At 33.1% G+C, this 18,203-nt stretch carries 16 protein-coding genes and 4 pseudogenes; 5 read left to right on the top strand and 15 right to left on the bottom strand.

The features are described from left to right. Window positions 1-40: 40 nt before the first annotated feature. Together AC3WVA_RS12195 and AC3WVA_RS12190 are read right to left on the bottom strand one after the other, a co-directional pair. The gene (locus AC3WVA_RS12195) at window positions 41-1,354 is read right to left on the bottom strand and encodes a D-alanyl-D-alanine carboxypeptidase family protein (protein WP_098520589.1); all 1,314 of its coding nucleotides are present in this window, start codon (window positions 1,352-1,354) and stop codon (window positions 41-43) included. A 475-nt stretch (window positions 1,355-1,829) separates the two neighbouring features. Beyond that, window positions 1,830-2,489: a CatB-related O-acetyltransferase gene (locus tag AC3WVA_RS12190; RefSeq protein ID WP_071756913.1), complete on the bottom strand. Its 660-nt coding sequence runs from the start codon at window positions 2,487-2,489 to the stop codon at window positions 1,830-1,832. A gap of 453 nt (window positions 2,490-2,942) precedes the next feature. On the opposite strand from AC3WVA_RS12190, the gene AC3WVA_RS12185 reads away from it, so the two are divergent. After that, complete coding sequence (locus AC3WVA_RS12185; protein ID WP_098345196.1) at window positions 2,943-3,413, top strand: DUF5065 family protein; 471 nt, start codon at window positions 2,943-2,945, stop codon at window positions 3,411-3,413. A gap of 594 nt (window positions 3,414-4,007) precedes the next feature. Here AC3WVA_RS12185 and pepD read toward each other — a convergent pair. Next, entirely contained in the window at window positions 4,008-5,477 is a 1,470-nt protein-coding gene (gene pepD, locus AC3WVA_RS12180) for a beta-Ala-His dipeptidase (protein WP_492321934.1), read from the bottom strand. A 216-nt stretch (window positions 5,478-5,693) separates the two neighbouring features. On the opposite strand from pepD, the gene AC3WVA_RS12175 reads away from it, so the two are divergent. Then, complete coding sequence (locus AC3WVA_RS12175) at window positions 5,694-6,083, top strand: YxeA family protein (protein WP_098345198.1); 390 nt, start codon at window positions 5,694-5,696, stop codon at window positions 6,081-6,083. An 18-nt stretch (window positions 6,084-6,101) separates the two neighbouring features. Here the strand turns inward: AC3WVA_RS12175 and spoIISB are convergent, their stop codons facing one another. The 5 genes from spoIISB to AC3WVA_RS12150 form a co-directional block, all read right to left on the bottom strand. Continuing rightward, window positions 6,102-6,278: a stage II sporulation protein SB gene (spoIISB, locus tag AC3WVA_RS12170; RefSeq protein WP_000852620.1), complete on the bottom strand. Its 177-nt coding sequence runs from the start codon at window positions 6,276-6,278 to the stop codon at window positions 6,102-6,104. 75 nt (window positions 6,279-6,353) lie between these two features. Further along, entirely contained in the window at window positions 6,354-6,479 is a 126-nt protein-coding gene (locus AC3WVA_RS12165; RefSeq protein WP_048529988.1) for a hypothetical protein, read from the bottom strand. A gap of 112 nt (window positions 6,480-6,591) precedes the next feature. Continuing rightward, window positions 6,592-7,329: a type II toxin-antitoxin system SpoIISA family toxin gene (locus AC3WVA_RS12160; protein WP_053082870.1), complete on the bottom strand. Its 738-nt coding sequence runs from the start codon at window positions 7,327-7,329 to the stop codon at window positions 6,592-6,594. Window positions 7,330-7,517: 188 nt separating this feature from the next. Further along, window positions 7,518-8,255: a 2,3-diphosphoglycerate-dependent phosphoglycerate mutase gene (gene gpmA / locus AC3WVA_RS12155; protein ID WP_098520587.1), complete on the bottom strand. Its 738-nt coding sequence runs from the start codon at window positions 8,253-8,255 to the stop codon at window positions 7,518-7,520. Between the two features lie 166 nt (window positions 8,256-8,421). Beyond that, window positions 8,422-8,904, bottom strand: a complete 483-nt coding sequence (locus tag AC3WVA_RS12150; RefSeq protein ID WP_048529992.1) for a MarR family winged helix-turn-helix transcriptional regulator — start codon at window positions 8,902-8,904, stop codon at window positions 8,422-8,424. Window positions 8,905-9,011: 107 nt separating this feature from the next. On the opposite strand from AC3WVA_RS12150, the gene AC3WVA_RS12145 reads away from it, so the two are divergent. Continuing rightward, a complete protein-coding gene (locus tag AC3WVA_RS12145; protein ID WP_098520586.1) occupies window positions 9,012-10,697 on the top strand; it encodes an alpha-keto acid decarboxylase family protein in 1,686 nt (561 codons plus the stop codon). A 44-nt stretch (window positions 10,698-10,741) separates the two neighbouring features. On the opposite strand, the gene AC3WVA_RS12140 is transcribed toward AC3WVA_RS12145, so the two are convergent. The 3 genes and pseudogenes from AC3WVA_RS12140 to AC3WVA_RS12130 all read right to left on the bottom strand — a co-directional run. Then, window positions 10,742-11,149, bottom strand: coding sequence for a VOC family protein (locus AC3WVA_RS12140; RefSeq protein ID WP_071756918.1), 408 nt, complete (start codon window positions 11,147-11,149; stop codon window positions 10,742-10,744). 119 nt (window positions 11,150-11,268) lie between these two features. Then, window positions 11,269-11,979: a class I SAM-dependent methyltransferase gene (locus AC3WVA_RS12135; RefSeq protein ID WP_098345201.1), complete on the bottom strand. Its 711-nt coding sequence runs from the start codon at window positions 11,977-11,979 to the stop codon at window positions 11,269-11,271. A gap of 98 nt (window positions 11,980-12,077) precedes the next feature. Further along, window positions 12,078-12,161 (bottom strand): annotated as a pseudogene (locus AC3WVA_RS12130) (ABC transporter ATP-binding protein); the annotation flags it as partial. A 1,249-nt stretch (window positions 12,162-13,410) separates the two neighbouring features. Between AC3WVA_RS12130 and exsF the strand changes: the two are divergent. Next, window positions 13,411-13,914 (top strand): exosporium protein ExsF, encoded by a 504-nt coding sequence (exsF, locus tag AC3WVA_RS12125; RefSeq protein ID WP_048524848.1) that lies wholly within the window; start codon window positions 13,411-13,413, stop codon window positions 13,912-13,914. Between the two features lie 877 nt (window positions 13,915-14,791). On the opposite strand, the pseudogene AC3WVA_RS12120 reads toward exsF, so the two are convergent. The 4 genes and pseudogenes from AC3WVA_RS12120 to AC3WVA_RS12105 form a co-directional block, all read right to left on the bottom strand. Beyond that, window positions 14,792-15,106 (bottom strand): annotated as a pseudogene (locus AC3WVA_RS12120) (hypothetical protein). A gap of 231 nt (window positions 15,107-15,337) precedes the next feature. Next, window positions 15,338-16,714 (bottom strand): DEAD/DEAH box helicase, encoded by a 1,377-nt coding sequence (locus tag AC3WVA_RS12115; protein ID WP_098345202.1) that lies wholly within the window; start codon window positions 16,712-16,714, stop codon window positions 15,338-15,340. A 180-nt stretch (window positions 16,715-16,894) separates the two neighbouring features. Further along, a pseudogene (locus AC3WVA_RS12110) lies at window positions 16,895-17,263 on the bottom strand (helix-turn-helix domain-containing protein); the annotation flags it as partial. A gap of 66 nt (window positions 17,264-17,329) precedes the next feature. After that, window positions 17,330-17,533: pseudogene (locus AC3WVA_RS12105) on the bottom strand (YolD-like family protein); the annotation flags it as partial. Between the two features lie 168 nt (window positions 17,534-17,701). On the opposite strand from AC3WVA_RS12105, the gene AC3WVA_RS12100 reads away from it, so the two are divergent. Beyond that, entirely contained in the window at window positions 17,702-18,196 is a 495-nt protein-coding gene (locus AC3WVA_RS12100) for a hypothetical protein (RefSeq protein WP_098880951.1), read from the top strand. The last annotated feature ends 7 nt before the right edge of the window (window positions 18,197-18,203 follow it).

Below are 18,203 nucleotides of genomic sequence, written 5' to 3'. Positions count from 1 at the left end.
ATCTATAATACTTTGAAACCTTTTGTTTCAGACTATAAAATTAGCTTTTTACTATATCAACCGCACTATCCCACATACCGCTAAAAAAAGATCCGATGTTACGCATAAAACGTGTTAACCAATTTGCTTGTTCTATATCAGATTTTGTTACAAGGTCTACTTGTAATGATTTACCTAATAAGAACCCTGGATCTGTACTGTCTTTAGGCGAGATAATCATTTTACTAATTGTTACACCTTTTTTAATAGGTGCTTCTTGTTCTTCATTCAATACTTTAAATTCTTTTTTATATACGTCTTTGTTGCTCTTTGGTATTGGAAGTGAAACAGCTTGCTTCGTTTGAACAACTACATCTTTGTCTTTTGCATTTGCTACTCGCACTGTTTCATATCCGTTTACTACTGAATCTTTTCCATAAACTTTCTTCATTTCAAAATTCCCAAATCCATAATCATATAATTTCTTCGTTTCATCAAAACGTGCTGTATGGGAGTTTGCTTTTATCACCACAGATATTAGACGCATACCGTTTCTTTCTACTGTACCAGTGAAGCAATCACCAGCTTCTGGAGTAGTTCCTGTTTTCAACCCATCTACACCTTCGTATTGTTTAATTAAACCTTGTAACATCATGTTAAAATTCACCATATCAATTGGATATTTGCCACCATTTTGGAATGTTTTTTTGGGGATTTTTGCTGTATCTAATATTTCCGGAAAATCTTGAACGAGACGTTGCGCTAAAATCGCACAATCTCTTGCGGACATTTTATTTTTCTCATCTGGAGTTGTCCCTTCTGGATGATGTCCTTTTAAATCATAGTTTGTTAAGCCTGTAGAGTTTACAAATTTGTAATTTTTCATTCCAAACTCTTTTGACTTATCATTCATCATTTTCACGAAATCGGCTTCTTTTCCAGCAATTTCTTCAACTAAAGCAATTGTTGCACCGTTTGCAGAGTAAATTGCCATTGCCTCATATAACTCTTTTACTGTATAAGAGCCACCATTTTCTAATGGAACGTTTGATAATGAGCGATCTTGTGAAATCTTATATGCATATTCAGAGATTTTAACTTTTTGATCCCATTTAAGTTTTCCGTTCTCCACCGCTTCATGAACTAAGTATTCACTCATCATTTTTGTCATACTAGCAATTGCTAATGATTCATCTGCATTTTTTTCATATAAAATCTTTCCGGAATTTGCTTCTACTAAAATTGCTGATCCTGCTTCTACTTCTATAGCAGAAACTGTTTCCGCTGTTGCTCTTCCAGATGTAACAACTATGCTACAAAATAGTGTAAGCACTGTTATTATTACAATAAATCTCTTGCACAACACATCTTTCACTTCTATTACCTCCAATATCTTTGCACCCAAAAAACGTTATTCTAACATAATCCTTCAAAAAATAGACAACGTTATCAAATTCTAAATATAAGACATTAGTCCCACTTTCATATAGAACATCTCATCCCACCCTTTTAGGCCTATTGATACTTAATATTCCTACACACATACCTCTTTTTAATACCTTTGTATTTTTCAAAATGATTCGCACTTTCATATTTTTGAGGATTACACTTCATAGACAATCTAAGTAATACATTTGTTCCACATTTATAAAAAATAAAAGCAGTGTGTCCCGATTAATTTTCGTGGCACACCGGTAACCGAACATTCATTTATTACCTATCAAGGATTTAAATTATTTAATTCAGCTATTTGCTATACTCATACTAGAGATGAATTTTCCTTAGTTTAGACTATTAATTTTTTATAATAAAAAACTACATCCTATATAGAATGTAGTTTTTTCACAGACTTATCTATTTTTTACTTCCTTTTTATAAAAATCATATAATTGTTTAATAGATGAGCTAGATAATATGGGCATTGCCTTCTCAATTAATTCTCTATCCCAATCAAACCAACGCATTTCCATCAGCAGATTCATTTCTGTGTCAGTGAATCGTTTCTTTATTTCCTTAGCAGGATTTCCACCAACTATTGTATAGGGCGGAACATCTTTACTTACGACAGATCCTGCTGCAACGATTGCGCCTTCACCAATTGTAACGCCAGGCATTATAATAGCATTCATTCCAATCCAAGCATCACTTTTAATGACTGTATCACCCTTCGGTTCATATGAATGTTCAATTTGCTCAGCGAATGGATATACCGTAATCCATTCTGAGTGATGATTATGATTACCGCCCATTAAAATGACTACTCCACTGGCAATACAAACATAATTCCCAATAATGAGTTTATCAAGATGCCATCCCATCTGTTCAATTGGATTGAAAAGTGCTCGGGACTTAGCATCCCCCCACAAATACCTTACACAGCCATCTTCAAAATTTTGATGACCATAATAACCTGAATAATAGGAGTACTCTCCTACCTCAATAAGTGGATTTGTTACTATATCTTTTAAATACTTCGTTTCTGACCAATGATTATATAATGGATGCTTCATAACTTTATTCCTCGCTTCTAAGTATTGTAGATCTTTGTCATTCACTTAGAAGCTTACTACGACTGCTACATTTTTTAGCTTTCTCAAACGACGAATCATTATATTCAAGCCTTTCTGTTATAATAAAAAAATCATAACGTGTTAAATTACATAAGTCAAATTGTAAAATGATGTACTGAAACTTAAAGTGTGCATAGAAATTTAAACATTAAAACAATCGAGTTTTCAAATAACAAATCCCAATTACATATGATAAAGATTTCTTAACTAAACATCCAACTTCTTTCCTGTATTAGCTGTAACTTCCTCGATATAGTCTTATTACATTTTAATTTGTCTGATAAATCAATAAATGTTAATATGATTATAGAAGATATTATCATCTATTAGATTTCACAGCCAGTTTTTCACACAGCGATTTCTGAATCCTTAAGTAAATAGGAGGTTTAGAACATGAAACTTTTAAGGCAATCCACAATTATTGGTGCATTGACTGTTGGAGGAGTTTTATTATCGAATACAATTTATACAATCACACCTGTATCTGCACAATCACAACTTACACAAAAAGTATCACCATTTTTAGATAATTGGCAGTGGCAAAACTACTTTTTATTACATCATAATGCAGATTTTATAGAAGAGTTAGCAGTTGGTGACTTAAAACACGGAGATACATTCGATGTTACTATATATACTGGTGGTAAAGATACTGGTATAGTAAAAATATATCAATTGAGTGGAAATGAAAATGATGAAATAAACTTGCATAGATATAAAACTATTTATGACTCGGGTTTGAAACATAATTATGGTAGATTTGTAACACCTATTACTAAGTCCTATAATCCTGGAACATATGTAGCTGTTATGAAACTTGGAGAAAATTATTATTATGGAGGCAGCTTTAAAATCTCAAAATAATTAAATCTCCCCAAAAAATATTGGATACTATTTTTATTGAGTAAAAACCATTTTAAAAGCTCCGCTACCTTATATAAGATAGCGGAGCTTTTTGATTATTCACCCTTTTTAAGGTTAAAAAAATGCTTACTCTCTTTATAAATTAGCATTTTATTCAATAACTATTTCGAGTTCTTTAAGTTCTACAAATAAAATATGCAATAGTGCATATTTTATTTGTTCACTCTTTAAAAATGAGATAATTTATCTATAAAAATATTTAAAATTAACATTAGAAGGAGAATATTACATGTCTTTCTATTCTTGGTCTCCCCTTATTTTCTTAATAGTTGTTGCAATTATCATTTCTATTCAAAAGACTAAGAAACAATAATTGATTATTTGGAGGTGTAAAAATGTCATTTGCAGCATGGAGTGCAATTTTTATGACTTTAATTGGAGCAATTTCTGGAGCGGTCTTTGGTACGATCTCCTCTAGAAATAAAACCAAAAATTAATTACTAACGTAAAAGTGAATTTCTAATAAAACGCTATACAAAAAAGTAGCCTATCAAGTTTTTAGGCTTTTTTAGGCTACTTTTCATTTCAGCAATCTTATTTAGCTAATTCTTTCGTCCCCTTCATTACATCAACGAAGAATCCCCAGTTATTCACAACAGAAGAAATACTAATATGTTCATCTGGAGTGTGAACATTAAATATATCTGGACCGAATGAAATTGCATCTAATTCAGGCATCTTTTGAACGAATACACTACATTCGATTCCTGCATGTACAGCAAAGATTTCAACATCTTTATTGTATTTTTCTTGATGCACTTTTTCAAACAAATTACGAATTTGTGAATTCGGATTGTATGGCCATTCTGGATACTCTGACTCGATTTCAAATGTTGCACCAACTAACTCGGCGATACATTTAATCTCATCTGCAACATGTTGTTTTAAACTTCTTACAGAACTTCTCACTTCGTTACGTAATTTAATTTCATTTTGTAACGTTTCAATAACGCCTAAATTTGTTGAACTTTCTACAAGACCTTTAATATCCAAGCTCATACTTTGAATGCCGTTTGGAATTAAGAATAATGATGAAATAAGTTGCTTTTGTGTCTCTTTAGCAAATACTTTTTCTACTTTCTCATCCAATTTTGTAAGTGTAACGTGAACATCTGGATCAACAGCACGCATTTCTTCTTGTAATACTCTTGTCCAAGATACTAGTTTTTCTTCTACTTTCTCTACATCTTCTGTACGTAATACAATTGTAGCTACACTTTCACGCGGAATTGCATTTGTTTTTAATCCGCCGTGAACTTCACTTATATCAAATTTAATATTTGCTGATAAATCGCGTAATACTCGTCCTAATACTTTGTTTGCATTACCACGTTGTTTATCAATTTCCATACCAGAATGTCCGCCTTTTAAACCACCAACATATAGACGGTATGCATCCGTATTCGCTGGCGCTTCATCCCAAATAACTGGAATTGTTTCAACAGCTTTCGCACCACCTGCGCTACTTACAAGTAATTTATGATCTTCTTCAGAATCAATATTAATAAAAATCTTACCATCAAAGTGATTTGCATCAACAGCGAAAGCCCCGCCCATTGTTGTTTCTTCTTCAGTAGTAATAACTACTTCAAGTGCTGGATGCGGAATGTCTTTTGAATCTAATAAAGCCATCGCATACGCAACTGCAATACCATTATCAGCACCTAAAGTCGTTTGATTTGCATATAACATGTCCCCAATGATGCGTAATTCAATTGGATCTTTTTCAAAATCATGTACGGTTGCTTGATTTTTTTCACATACCATATCCATATGACCTTGAATGATTATAGCTGGTACATTTTCATAACCAGTAGTTGCTTCTTTTTTAATAATGACATTTAATGCTTCATCTTGAATCACTTCTAAGTTACGCTCTTTTGCAAAGCCAACTAAATAATCACTAATTTCCTTTTCATTACCTGATCCTCTAGGAATCTTTGAAATTTCTGCAAAATGATAAAATACAGGGTGCTTTGTTAATTGTTCTAAAGTAGAATACATTTTTAAGCTCCTCTCAAAATGACAAAATAATATGTAAGTCTTTTATCATTATACCATGATTCATTATTTTACCTTTCTTTTAACTTTTTAATATAGTGTTCATTTTATGGACAACACTCTTACAACACTGTAAGAGTGTTGTATTCTAAATCGATTTTTCTCATTTCATAATAGCCGTATACTGTGTAAAGAAACAGATTGAAGGAGATAAAGAAAATGAAAAGGTTTTTAGTAATTATTACACTATGTTTATTATTTTCTAGTTTTACTATTGGATGTGAAAGAGCATCATTAAATCGAATTGGTAAAGATGTATATTACGTACAGATACAAGGCGAGGGAACTATCGAAAAAGTTGAAGGTAAAAACTTAAGAAACTACACACTGCCTGCTTATGACGAAGACGGAGTAAAAAAACAAATTACATTTAGAAGTAAGAAAGCATCAAACGAACATAAATTAAATAAAAATGCATTTTTATGTCTTTATGTAGATCAAGATGATAAGAGCAAAAATGAAATATCATCAATTGAAGTGAAATCATATGAAGAGATTCAAGAAGCTGAGTTACCTGCAAAAGTAAAAGAAAAGTTAAATGCTAAATAAAAAACAAAAGAAAATGCTCTATGCATTTTCTTTTGTTTTTTTCACTCGTATATATTTTGAACTGCTATTATTCATCAGTTTCTCTAAACGATTTATATTTTCCGTTAACGCACCTTTCACAAGAGAGAAATCTGTATTTGGTTCTTCTTTTTTCTCTTTAAAAAATGAAGATTTTTGTACATTCACTTCAGCCATCTCTTCTCCCCCTTTTCAAACAGATACAATCTTCTATTTATATTATATCGCAAATGTAGACAGCGTGTACAAGTATCACTTTCTTTTTAATTCTTCTTCTAATTCTTCTACTTGCTGTAATGTATCTCCTTTTATTAACGAGAAATCTGTTGCATCTTCATTATCTTCTTTAAAAAAATCATTGTCATAATCTTTTATCACTACAATCACCTCTACGTGCTAGTGTAGGGATGATTGTCCGATTTTATACAAGTTTGTCTGAATTTACTTTGTCTTTATGTATAAGTGAAAAGGACAGAAGAAAATCCTGTCCTTATTTACTAAAGTAACTATGATGTATTGTTAAATTATATACATTTTCAAAATCCCGATCTTGCAGATTATTTTTCTTCCCATCAATAACAATGAAAACATCACTCACTATTTTTGCTGGTATAATTCCGACATTTTCTACTTGCACCGCTTTCTGCTCATTCAATTGCTCAATGTGTTCAAATGGAACGATAGTACTAAATTGCGAGCGGATACCGCGAAAGTTTGTATTTAATTCCTTTGCCGATTCAAATACAACAATTTTCGCTCCAATCTTTTCCCCGTATGAATCTAAAAATGCATTTAAACTTTTTGTATAGTCTTCTTCCGTATGCCATTCCATCGTACCGAATACTGCTGGATTCACATTTTGAATAATTGTTGTGTATATTTCTCCTCTTGCTTTAGAAGCAATTAATGATCTTTTTATCGATTGAACAGTCTTGCCGATATCGCTAAATTTCGCTCCCCATATTTCTGAAATATTAGGTGTTAAAATAAATGCAATATCAACGAAAATAACCATTGCAGTGAACATTAAAAGATTTTTCCAGAGGGTTAAATCAATTCCTTTTATCATGAAATACACGGTGACTGATACTATAAATAACCCATACCAAGTCTTTCTAATCCGTTGCTTCTTCTCTTCGTACAACTCTTCATTTCTCCAGTAAAAGAAAACAAGAACTAGAAAAACGATTGCTAAAATAAATAAGCCGATTCGAATGTTAGAGATCACCAATGACATCACCCTCCATTCAAAAACTACTCACGATATCATTACATGCACAAGCAGCTCTCTTTATGACAAAAGACGTGGACAAGCTTCTAAATTTAGCAATATCGCATATACATTAGAAGGTACCACGTCTTTTATCTTGAATCTCCATTGTATATGTAGACAAGCATGCGTTTCAAATTTTCATGTTAAAAAGAAATATGTTTCGGAATTTCCCCTTCTGGTACTTCTCCGTCCATACTTAAGTAATAATGACGAATTGGACGTAAATCATCGTCTAATTCATAAACGAGCGGAATGCTTGTTGGAATATTTAATGAAACAACACCATCACTTGAAAGGTTATCTAAGTATTTTACTAGCGAACGAATTGTATTACCGTGCGATGAAATTATCACCTTTTCACCACTTTTTAATGATGGCGCAATTTCTGAATGCCAATAATTAAGTACTCTTTTCTCCGTATCCACTAAACATTCAGTCAATGGAAACTCAGCTTTTTTAAGTGCTTTATATTTTGGATCATTCATTTCATATCTAGGATCATCTTCAGTAAGAGCAGGTGGTCTTACATCAATACTTCTTCTCCAAATATAAACTTGCTCCTCACCATATTTTTTCGCTGTTTCATCTTTATTTAACCCTTGCAATGCACCGTAATGTCTTTCATTTAGCTTCCAACATTTATGTACTGGGACCCAAGCAAGATCCATCTCATGAAGTACAATCCATAACGTCCGGATTGCTCGTTTTAATACAGATGTATAAGCGACATCAAAAGTATATCCATTTTTCTTTAATATCGCTCCTGCTTCTCTCGCTTCACTTAATCCATTCTCTGATAAATCTACATCTGTCCATCCTGTAAAGCGATTTTCAAGATTCCATAAACTTTGTCCGTGACGAATAAGTACAAGTTTTATCATAATAATTCCCCTCTCGGAAATGTGAATTGTATTGTTCCATTGCGTACACGTATAAAGTATCTAGTAATGTATCTTTTTATCCATTCACTCTATGACCAATCCATAGTTGCCAAATGTACGGATAAAATTTGTTGTTTTTCAAACTATAAAACAGATGTATTTCTTATCATTTTTGATCGATTGCAACTTCCCGTTTCGACATCCAGGCATCAAAACCTGATCGGCTATTTGCCATTTCATTCATAACTTGATGCCAATTTTCTTCACACGATTCACCAAATTTTGAAAAAATAGCACTCATTTGTTGTCTTTGTACATCGCTTAATTTTTTCTCTAAATCGGTACCTTCCTCTGTTAATGATAACTGTTTCACACGGCGGTCATGTGTCGCTTCATTACTCTCAATTAAGCCCTTTTCCACAAGTTGTCGTAGTGGTCCGTGGAGAGCTTGTTTACTTATTTCTAGCAGTGATAATAACTCATTTACACTTATCCCTGGAAAGCGTGCGATAAAAAATAAAATTCGGTGATGTACTCGTTGTATGCCATACTCTTTTATAATTTCATCTGGCTTTTCAGTAAATGTTTTATATGCAAAGTAAAATAATGCTAACGCTTCATTCATCTGTTCTTCTTTATGTTGTGTCATCTACTTTCCCCCTGTATGTAAATTATACCACAATCCAGTAATCAATATTTTAATGAACGCATTGGAACTTCTTTAGTCTATTGAAATATTCACTGTATAAGTAGGAGATGATTCAATTGAAAACGCAATATACGGTAAGTACATATTTATTAGACCGACTAAGCGAATTAGGAATCGAGCATATTTTTGGTGTCCCTGGAGATTATACTTTGGCTTTTTTAGATGACGTAGTAGCACATGAAAAGTTAGAGTGGATTGGTAATTGTAATGAACTAAATGCAGCATATGCTGCTGATGGATATGCTCGTATAAAAGGAATCGCCGCTCTTATTACCACTTTCGGTGTTGGAGAATTAAGCGCCATTAACGGCGTTGCTGGCTCATACGCAGAAAATGTACCTGTTATAAAAATCACGGGGACACCACCAACAACAGTAATGGAAAATGGAGCACTTGCTCATCATACGTTAGGTGATGGAAAGTTCGATCATTTTTCCAATATGTATAGAGAAATCACGGTGGCACAATCAAAATTAACACCTGAGCATGCCGCTGAAGAAATTGACCGTGTATTACGTGCATGTTGGAGTGAGAAACGCCCTATTCATATTCAATTACCGATTGATGTGTATAATAAACCAATTAATAAACCTACGGAACCCATTTTACATAAACCAATTGTAAGTAATAAAGATGCGCTGGATAAAATGCTTCTACATGCAACTTCAAAAATAAAAAGTGCTAAAAAACCTGTTATTTTAGCTGATTTTGAAGTGGCTCGTTTTCATGCTGAAGAATATTTGCATGAATTCGTAGAAAAAACTGGGTTTCCTATCGCAACATTAAGTATGGGGAAAGGAATATTCCCTGAAAAACACCTTCAATTTATAGGAATTTATACTGGTGATGTTAGTTCTTCATACTTACGAAAAAGAATTGATGAATCTGACTGTATTATTAGTATTGGCGTGAAATTAACTGATACTATTACTGGTGGCTTTACACAAGGCTTTACGAAAGAGCAAGTGATAGAAATCCATCCCTATACTGTGAAAATTATAGATAAAAAATATGGACCCGTTGTAATGAAAGATGTTTTACAACAATTAAGTGATTTAATTGAACATCGCAAAGAAGAAACACTTGAAATTAAGCCGTTTATTTCAGAATCACTATCTATAACAGAAGAGTTCAATCCAAAAGCACAAATGGTTACACAAAAACGGTTTTGGCAACAAATATACCATTTCTTACAAGAAAACGATGTTTTAATTACAGAGCAAGGAACCCCTTTCTTCGGTAGTGCTGCTATCCCTTTACCAAATAGCACTACATATGTAGCACAAGCATTATGGGGATCAATTGGTTATACATTACCTGCTCTACTCGGTACACAGCTCGCTAATTTATCGCGGCGTAACATTTTAATTATTGGTGATGGTTCTTTTCAATTAACTGTTCAAGAGTTATCAACTATACTTCGGCAAAATTTAAAACCGATTATATTTTTAATTAATAACAATGGATACACTGTTGAACGTGCAATTCACGGACAAAACGAACCGTATAATGACATACAAATGTGGGATTACACAAAACTTGCAAACATATTCGGATCAGAAGAAAAAAGTCTAACATATAAAGTGGAAAATGAAATAGAGTTAGCAGAAGTCTTAACGAATATAACTTTAAATACGAATCAACTTATCTTTATTGAAGTTGTAATAAGCCAATGGGATCAGCCTGAATTGTTAGCTAAGCTTGGGAAAAGATTCGGGTTGCAAAATTCTTAATAAGAAAAAGCGTAGCTATAAATGGGCTACGCTTTTTCTTATTTCTATTCCGCAAGCGTTAACTGCCAAGACACACCATACTTATCATTTAACCAACCAAATTTTTTACTAAATGGATAGGCACCTAAAGGCATAAGTACGGCTCCCTCTTTGGCTAGTTTATTAAAAGCAGTTTCAATTTCTTCTTCTGTATCACAAGTTACATAAAGAGACATAGCTGGTGTAAATGTAAAATTATGATTTACATAACTATCTATGCACATGAACTCTTGCCCGTGTAACATAAAAGTTGCATGAATGACAGACCCCTCTTTACCAGGTCCATTTTCATCGTAACGAGAGATATTTACAATTTCTGATCGATCGAATAGCGACGTGTAAAAATTCATCGCCTCCTCAGCTTTACCTTCGAACATTAAAAACGTAGTGATTTTTTGATTTGTAGTACTCATATAGAGGCATCCCCTTGTTATGTATTTATGCAAAACATACACCGGGAAGCAAAAACGAACATATATTCCCGTAAATATATTGTCTATAAAAAAGATGAGTTTGTCAATTAAATACTTTTTTATTTCTTCTTAAATAATGTTGTCCAAAGAAATGATTCTCCAAACATAGTATTTGGTTGATCAATTTGCTTCATCTTTCTAATTTCAATCACTTCAAATTCTTTAAATATCCCTCTTAATTTTTCTTCAGAATATGCAAGACCACCTTGTAGACTCCACCCTCTATATACGTCCCAATCAGTTATTTCTGATCCATTTCGCTCATCTAAATCACCTGCTGCAAAACATGTTATTCCAAAATAACCACCTGGTTTCAATGAGTTTTTAATTAAATTCACATAACTTATTCTTCTATGCGGTGGAATATGATGTAACAAGCCCGAATCATATATAAAATCAAAATCATTTTGACACTCTAGATTAAAAATTGAATCACAAATAAAATCAATTTCTATTCCTTTTGCTAACGCCCTCTCTTTCGCCCAATTTATACCTTCTATAGATAAATCCACTGCTGTTACTTCAAATCCTTCATTCGCCAAATAAATTGCATTTCTTCCTGGACCACATCCAAGCTCCAGCACTTTCCCTTTGGAAACCCATCCTGTTTCTATATATGAAACTAGATTTTCATCTGGCACATTTTCAAAAAACGGAACATCCTTTTCTCTATTTTCATAAAATTCATTCCAAAATGGTTCTGCTGGTCTTAATAATGAATCAAGCATTTTAATAATATCTTCTTCCGTGTGCAACGTTTCATTTTTCATTTTTACCCCTCCAATTTTAAATAGTCAGAAAATTATTATATATCTTTTAGGGCTTTCGTACAAAGAAAAAACTCCTACATTCAATAGGAGTTTTTTCTTTAAAATCCAAGTATAGCTAACCATTTTAACAACTTCTCTTCTCGCACTATTAAATCATCGTTCCTAAGCTTACCTAATTGTAGTCAATCATTTCTTTAATCTGTTCTCTTGTCGAAAGCAATTCCATCATATATCCTTTATCGATATAAACATTGACCTTACTTTCTTTAAACTCCATCTCTAACATCCCATCATCACCTAAAAGCTTTATGTTATCCTCTATTCTCCTAACCTCGCTTTCTTATAAAAGGATCATTTTGTTTGAATTCTCATAAAACACTTTTAAAATCCCTCAACATTGGAAATAGCTATATAATAAAAAAGATTAAATGTTAGGAGTGCTATAAATGTCTGATATAACTAAACTCTGTATTGTAATAGCTGTTGCCTTATTTTTAATGTTTTCCATAATATCAGAGTTTAAAAAACCTCAAAAAGATATGTTTTGGTTCTCGATTGACGTAATGTTTCTCCTTGCAGCTTTTTTACTAATAAAAGACTATATCATCAAACATGTAATGTAATCACCTGAATATAACTAAACATTAGGTTAGTTCTACAAATACAGTTTCTTATTCCTTTCATACCCTAGGGCTTAATGGCTAGCTTTTGTTAGCTGCCTTTTTATGTTTTACACGAATAAAATTCTAAATACTTTCCGATACTATAGAAGAATTTAAAAGGTAGTTTTTAATTCTTCCCACTCTTGCTCTCTTGGTCGAGAGGCGAGCAGTTAGCTTTTGCTAACTGCTTTTTTACTTTTATCACCTATATATATGGTGATTCATACTTTACATAGAAAATCAAAATCATTCTTATATTTGAGAATTATTACTCATGACTCACTGCTTGAGTATTCTACTTTTCAATTCTGTTTTAGAAAGTTTTTGACACAATTCACTCCGAGAAAGAGCACTGTTCAAAAGTGCTCTTTTATTTATAACAAAATAAAATTTTTATAATCATTTACTAAATAACTTTTTTATAAATTTTTTCAACTTTTAACCGGACAAGCATTCATTATTGTATGGAGACGTCCCTCCTAGAAATCTACCTTTCTTGTTAAAGAGCATGCTTATATGCGTGCTCTTTTTATTGTGTTTCCTTTCATTTCTGAATAACATTTTTAACCCTGTTCATACTCTTTTTCAACTTTAGATTACAAACTATTTCTGTAAGCGTAGTGTTTCCTTTTGTACAACAGACAGCTAGTTTTATCCATAACAGTACAACTCTGCACTATTCACTATTAATTTTCATATATTGTATTACGCTTGTCCAAATCGTGAGATTATTACTCATGCGATCTAAATGAAAGAAAGGAGTGAAAATATGCGTTCATCTTGTCGTAAGCACACAAACTTTAATTGTGGAGCACAAGCCCCTAGTACACTACCAGCTCTTGGTTTTGCTTTCAATGCTACTTCACCTCAATTTGCAACACTATTCACGCCATTACTATTACCTAGTACGGGTCCAAACCCTAATATTACTGTCCCTGTAATAAATGATACAATTAGTACTGGAACTGGAATTAGAATTCAAGTAGCTGGTATTTATCAAATCAGTTATACATTAACAATCAGCCTCGATAACGTTCCAGTAGCCCCGGAAGCAGCGCGCTTTTTCTTGACACTAAACACATCAACTAATATTATTGCAGGATCTGGAACCGCAGTCCGTTCTAATATTATCGGAACCGGTGAAGTCGATGTATCCAGTGGTGTCATTCTAATTAACTTAAACCCTGGTGATTTAATTCAAATTGTACCCGTTGAAGTAATTGGTACAGTAGATATTCGTTCTGCAGCGTTAACAGTTGCACAAATTCGTTAATCAAAGCAATATGTTTAGCTAATTAACATTTAATGTTCCTTCTACACACTAAAATATATGTTATAGATTTGACACACATTTATATAAAACAAGCATATTTTATTGTATGGTGACTATGTAGTCATACAAATCTAAAGCGTTCATAAGAGCACACTTATATGTGTGCTTTATTTTTTATGAAAATCAAGTTTTAATATGACTATTTTGTATCACTTTATACTCATCGCTCTTTTGGACATTTACCTTTTTTATTGTTATATTTGCTCATTGTTTTTCTCTTTGTTTTACTAATTAGCTGATAAATTTCGCAAACACCATTTATTAAACATTCCATGTTTCTTCACCCCTTGAATATTTTTTAAATAAAAATACATACTATTTTCAAGCCGCCGTGTCCACGGCTAATACTTCTTTCTTTTGTTACAGCAGAAGCAGGTAGGTTCTTCACTTATCTGCTTTCTCTGTATATTTTTTAAGAAATCGAAAATAATACCAACAAGCTGTTTGAACTAGCAGCTTCACTCTTCTCGTAACGGGGATGCAAATTATCAAAATTAGCTAACTCATTGAACTCACTGGCAGACAACCAAAATCGTTGTCTGCTTTTTGTATGAGATTTTTTGTTTTACATATACTACTTTTGAACCTGCAGACCAATACGAGCCATTTTGGTGCTTCGGATTTCCCTTCCGGGGATAAGTATTTTTTACTTATCCCTTTTTTGTATAGACACGTATATTTATGGCAAAACTAATTACAAGCAGATTTTCTGTTTATGCGTAGTTCTAAACAAGATTACTTTTTCTCCTATTAAAGGACGGCAGGTACGACTGTTAGTCCTTTTTTCTTATTTCGCATACTATCCCTTCTGTTAACATCACACTGCATTACCTTCATGATCGTAATAAGCAATTTCCCAATAAGGATGGCAGTTGTGCTTCTCGAGTTCCCCATCGAACAAAACTAACAAATTAAGTTTCCAACAATCGTACCCGAATACGAGTTTAATCCTCATAAACTTCTCTTGTTCCATTCTCTTTTTGCTGCAGCATAACATTCCCGTACCGTTTGTATGTGTTACGAATTTCTTTCACCAAATTGTCCAATTCTTTGTTTGCAAAAAATATTTTCGTATCGTTATACCAATTGTTTTTTCATAATTCGTATCATCATCAAAGGAGCTAGTATAAATTGCTTTCTCTCAATTTTTTTCAATTAAATATTGTTCATACGTAATTTGCACTTGTTCTTGAATTGCAACATGCTTGTAATACCCTTTCTCTACTGGTTTTGGACTATAAAATCTCTTTTATAAGTTTTACATACGGTGAATAAAATTTTTATTTTTTCTTGCCATCATCCTTGTTCTATACAAACAAAAAAAGAGCCACAATATTTTGCGACTCTTTACAATTATAACTATTTAACGGCCACGTCTTTGCTGACCTTGCTTTGTATTACCTTTTTTATTACTTGGCTTATTAAATGATCGGTTGTTTTCATTTCTCGAACTATTTCTTGAACTATTTCTTGAATCACTTCTTGAGCTATTTCTCGAATCACGTCTTGATTCACTTCTTGAACCTTCACGGCTATCTCTTTGACGATTCGGACCTGATTTCTTTGGAGCCGGCTTTGGTACCGGTTTTCCATTTTCATCAAAATGTTTTATCATCGGTTGTTCGATTATTTCTCTTTGCAGTGGTGCACCAAGCGTTTTTTCAATTTCTTCTAGATGTTTTTCATCTTTCGCAGCAACGAACGTAATTGCAAGACCTGATCCACCTGCACGTCCTGTTCGACCAATGCGGTGAATATAACTTTCTACATCTTCAGGGATATCAAAGTTAAATACGTGCGTTACACCATCTACATCAAGTCCACGAGCTGCTACATCGGTCGCGATTAAGTACTGAATTTTCGCTTCGCGGAAACTCTTCATAACTCTTTCACGTTTCGCTTGAGGTATATCACCATGAAGTTCAGCACAATTATAACCTAGTCCTTTTAAATTATCATAAAGCTTACTCGCTCTAGCCTTTGTACGACAGAAAATAACTGCTAAAAATGGCTGATCACGGTCCATAACAAAACGAAGTGCATCTGGCTTTGCACGATCTGTCGTCTCAATGACACGCTGCTCAATTGTATTTACCGTTACTTCTTCACTTTGTACTTGAACCATTTGCGGTTCATCCATATATCGCTTCGCCAATTTTTTAATATCTTTAGGCATCGTAGCTGAGAATAACATCGTTTGTTTACTACCAGGTGTCTCATCTAAAATATCTTCAATATCATATAAGAAACCGAAATAAAGCATTTGATCCGCTTCATCTAGTACAATCGTTGAAAGATTACTTAAATCGATTGTTTCACGACGTATATGATCTAATAAACGTCCTGGTGTCGCAACAACTATATGTGTATTGCCTTTTAATTTTCTCAATTGCTGTGCTACATCTTGCCCGCCATAAATCGCTAGTACATTAATATCTTCTCTTTGAACAAGCATTTTTTTAATTTCAGTCGTAATTTGTAGTGCTAGTTCCCTTGTTGGTGCAACAATTAAAGATTGAACATCACTACACTCTGGATCAATTTTTTCTAAAATCGGTAACACAAATGCTAACGTTTTACCCGTTCCTGTTTTCGCCTGCCCAATAATGTCTTTACCTGACATAATAACAGGAATTGCCTGCTCTTGAATTGGTGTTGCTTCTGTAATTCCATTTTCACGTAATGTATGATTAAACGTTTCACTAATTCCTAATTCTAAAAAGTTTTTCAAATAGACCACTTCTTTTCCTTATTTTTCACATTAGCTTTCATTGTACCATTTGTTTCGCCAAATATGAAAAATAAAAAAATTCTTATCTTCTTTTTTTATATTCATCGTGTACTAGTTGGACAAATTCTTTTTGTTTTCTTTCCGATTTTAATAACCCTTTCATATTAGCCGGAGACAAAATGTACTTCTTAATTTTTCTATTGTATTTGTATTTTTCATAGTTGGACACCCTCTCTTCTTTTCATGTAGGGAATCCATGCCTTTTAAATCATATGCTTCCTTCCACCTACGAACCATTCCATAAGATGAGATATTAAAAATAGCCCCTGGTTCTCTAATATATGTCCCTTGTCTATCCATATAATTAATTACATCCAGTTTATAATCCAGGGGATATCTTCTATAGCGTTTTTCAACTGCCGCATTATATTGTTTAATCCACTGCTGGAGTACACTCGGATGAACCTTTATGGATCCCGCAAGTCTTTTCACTCCGTCACCTTCATCTGAATGTTTTTTTACTACCTTTACTTTTTCTTCTAGTGAGAATTTAACTATAAAAAAGTACACCTCCAATTGTTGTTTGTGTCTAACAATCGGGGTGCACATCCTAAGATTCGTCTTTTTTACTAGTAATAATATCAAAAAAACAAGTGCAACCCTGTGGTAAAAAACATCTGTACAGATTAAAGCACTATTTAACGGATCTATATCAATCACAGTCATATATCCATTGAGCAAATAACCATCCTCATAATATGTAATTAGCATTTCTTATTCAGATAACAATGAGCATAATAATATGTTTTCTATAAATTCCTTTTCCTCCTAAGTTTGTGTTTACCACTCAACCACTCTTTCTTGGACATGCTTCTGCTAGCGGCTTCTAGCCCTATCAGTGTATGCTCACAATAGGTTGTCAATTGCTAGTACCAATTCATTTTTCGCGAATATTTCCCTCTGCATCTCACTATATAAAAAAAAGGGGGGTACATAATGATAGATAACCACATGGAGTTACTATGTTTTTTGGACGACCTGGAACAACTCATTCATCAGCATAATCAAAAAGAAAATAAATTGATACGTAATGCATCTAAAAAGCTCGGGATTATTAGTAAAATAGAAAAAATGCGTGATGAGACTTTGGCTACAGTGATAGAAGAAATTGTATCTTCTTCTATCACTGGCGAAGATATTAAATTGGATAGCGCTTATTTCCTAAATGAGCAATCAGAAAACAACAGACAACTACGTATAATTATAAATCATCCAATATATGGAGAAGATATTGTAAGCTGTCTACAAGAGATTAGGGAGAACTATCAAACATGTGCTCAACGAATTCAAGATGAATTAAATTTCTCTGTAGAAATTAGAGTAACTTTTTCTAGTTACGAGAGCATGCGTTCTTCCTCCTATGTGGATACTAGCCCTGTATATGAAGATATATTGGGGGTTTTAACAGCTGAGGATATTTGTGACGACTAAACTACTG

This window comes from Bacillus sp. EB106-04-02-XG92 (assembly GCF_058791995.1).
This window is presented reverse-complemented; position numbering and strand designations above follow the sequence as displayed.

What these genes read in the sequence shown, in the direction of transcription:
- AC3WVA_RS12190 (WP_071756913.1), bottom strand. Translation starts at nt 2,489, where the DNA reads ATGAAGCATCCATTATATAATCATTGGTCAGAAACGAAGTATTTAAAA.
- AC3WVA_RS12185 (WP_098345196.1), top strand. Translation starts at nt 2,943, where the DNA reads ATGAAACTTTTAAGGCAATCCACAATTATTGGTGCATTGACTGTTGGA.
- pepD (WP_492321934.1), bottom strand. Translation starts at nt 5,477, where the DNA reads ATGTATTCTACTTTAGAACAATTAACAAAGCACCCTGTATTTTATCAT.
- AC3WVA_RS12175 (WP_098345198.1), top strand. Translation starts at nt 5,694, where the DNA reads ATGAAAAGGTTTTTAGTAATTATTACACTATGTTTATTATTTTCTAGT.
- spoIISB (WP_000852620.1), bottom strand. Translation starts at nt 6,278, where the DNA reads ATGGCTGAAGTGAATGTACAAAAATCTTCATTTTTTAAAGAGAAAAAA.
- gpmA (WP_098520587.1), bottom strand. Translation starts at nt 8,255, where the DNA reads ATGATAAAACTTGTACTTATTCGTCACGGACAAAGTTTATGGAATCTT.
- AC3WVA_RS12150 (WP_048529992.1), bottom strand. Translation starts at nt 8,904, where the DNA reads ATGACACAACATAAAGAAGAACAGATGAATGAAGCGTTAGCATTATTT.
- AC3WVA_RS12145 (WP_098520586.1), top strand. Translation starts at nt 9,012, where the DNA reads ATGATTCAATTGAAAACGCAATATACGGTAAGTACATATTTATTAGAC.
- AC3WVA_RS12140 (WP_071756918.1), bottom strand. Translation starts at nt 11,149, where the DNA reads ATGAGTACTACAAATCAAAAAATCACTACGTTTTTAATGTTCGAAGGT.
- AC3WVA_RS12135 (WP_098345201.1), bottom strand. Translation starts at nt 11,979, where the DNA reads ATGAAAAATGAAACGTTGCACACGGAAGAAGATATTATTAAAATGCTT.
- exsF (WP_048524848.1), top strand. Translation starts at nt 13,411, where the DNA reads ATGCGTTCATCTTGTCGTAAGCACACAAACTTTAATTGTGGAGCACAA.
- AC3WVA_RS12100 (WP_098880951.1), top strand. Translation starts at nt 17,702, where the DNA reads ATGATAGATAACCACATGGAGTTACTATGTTTTTTGGACGACCTGGAA.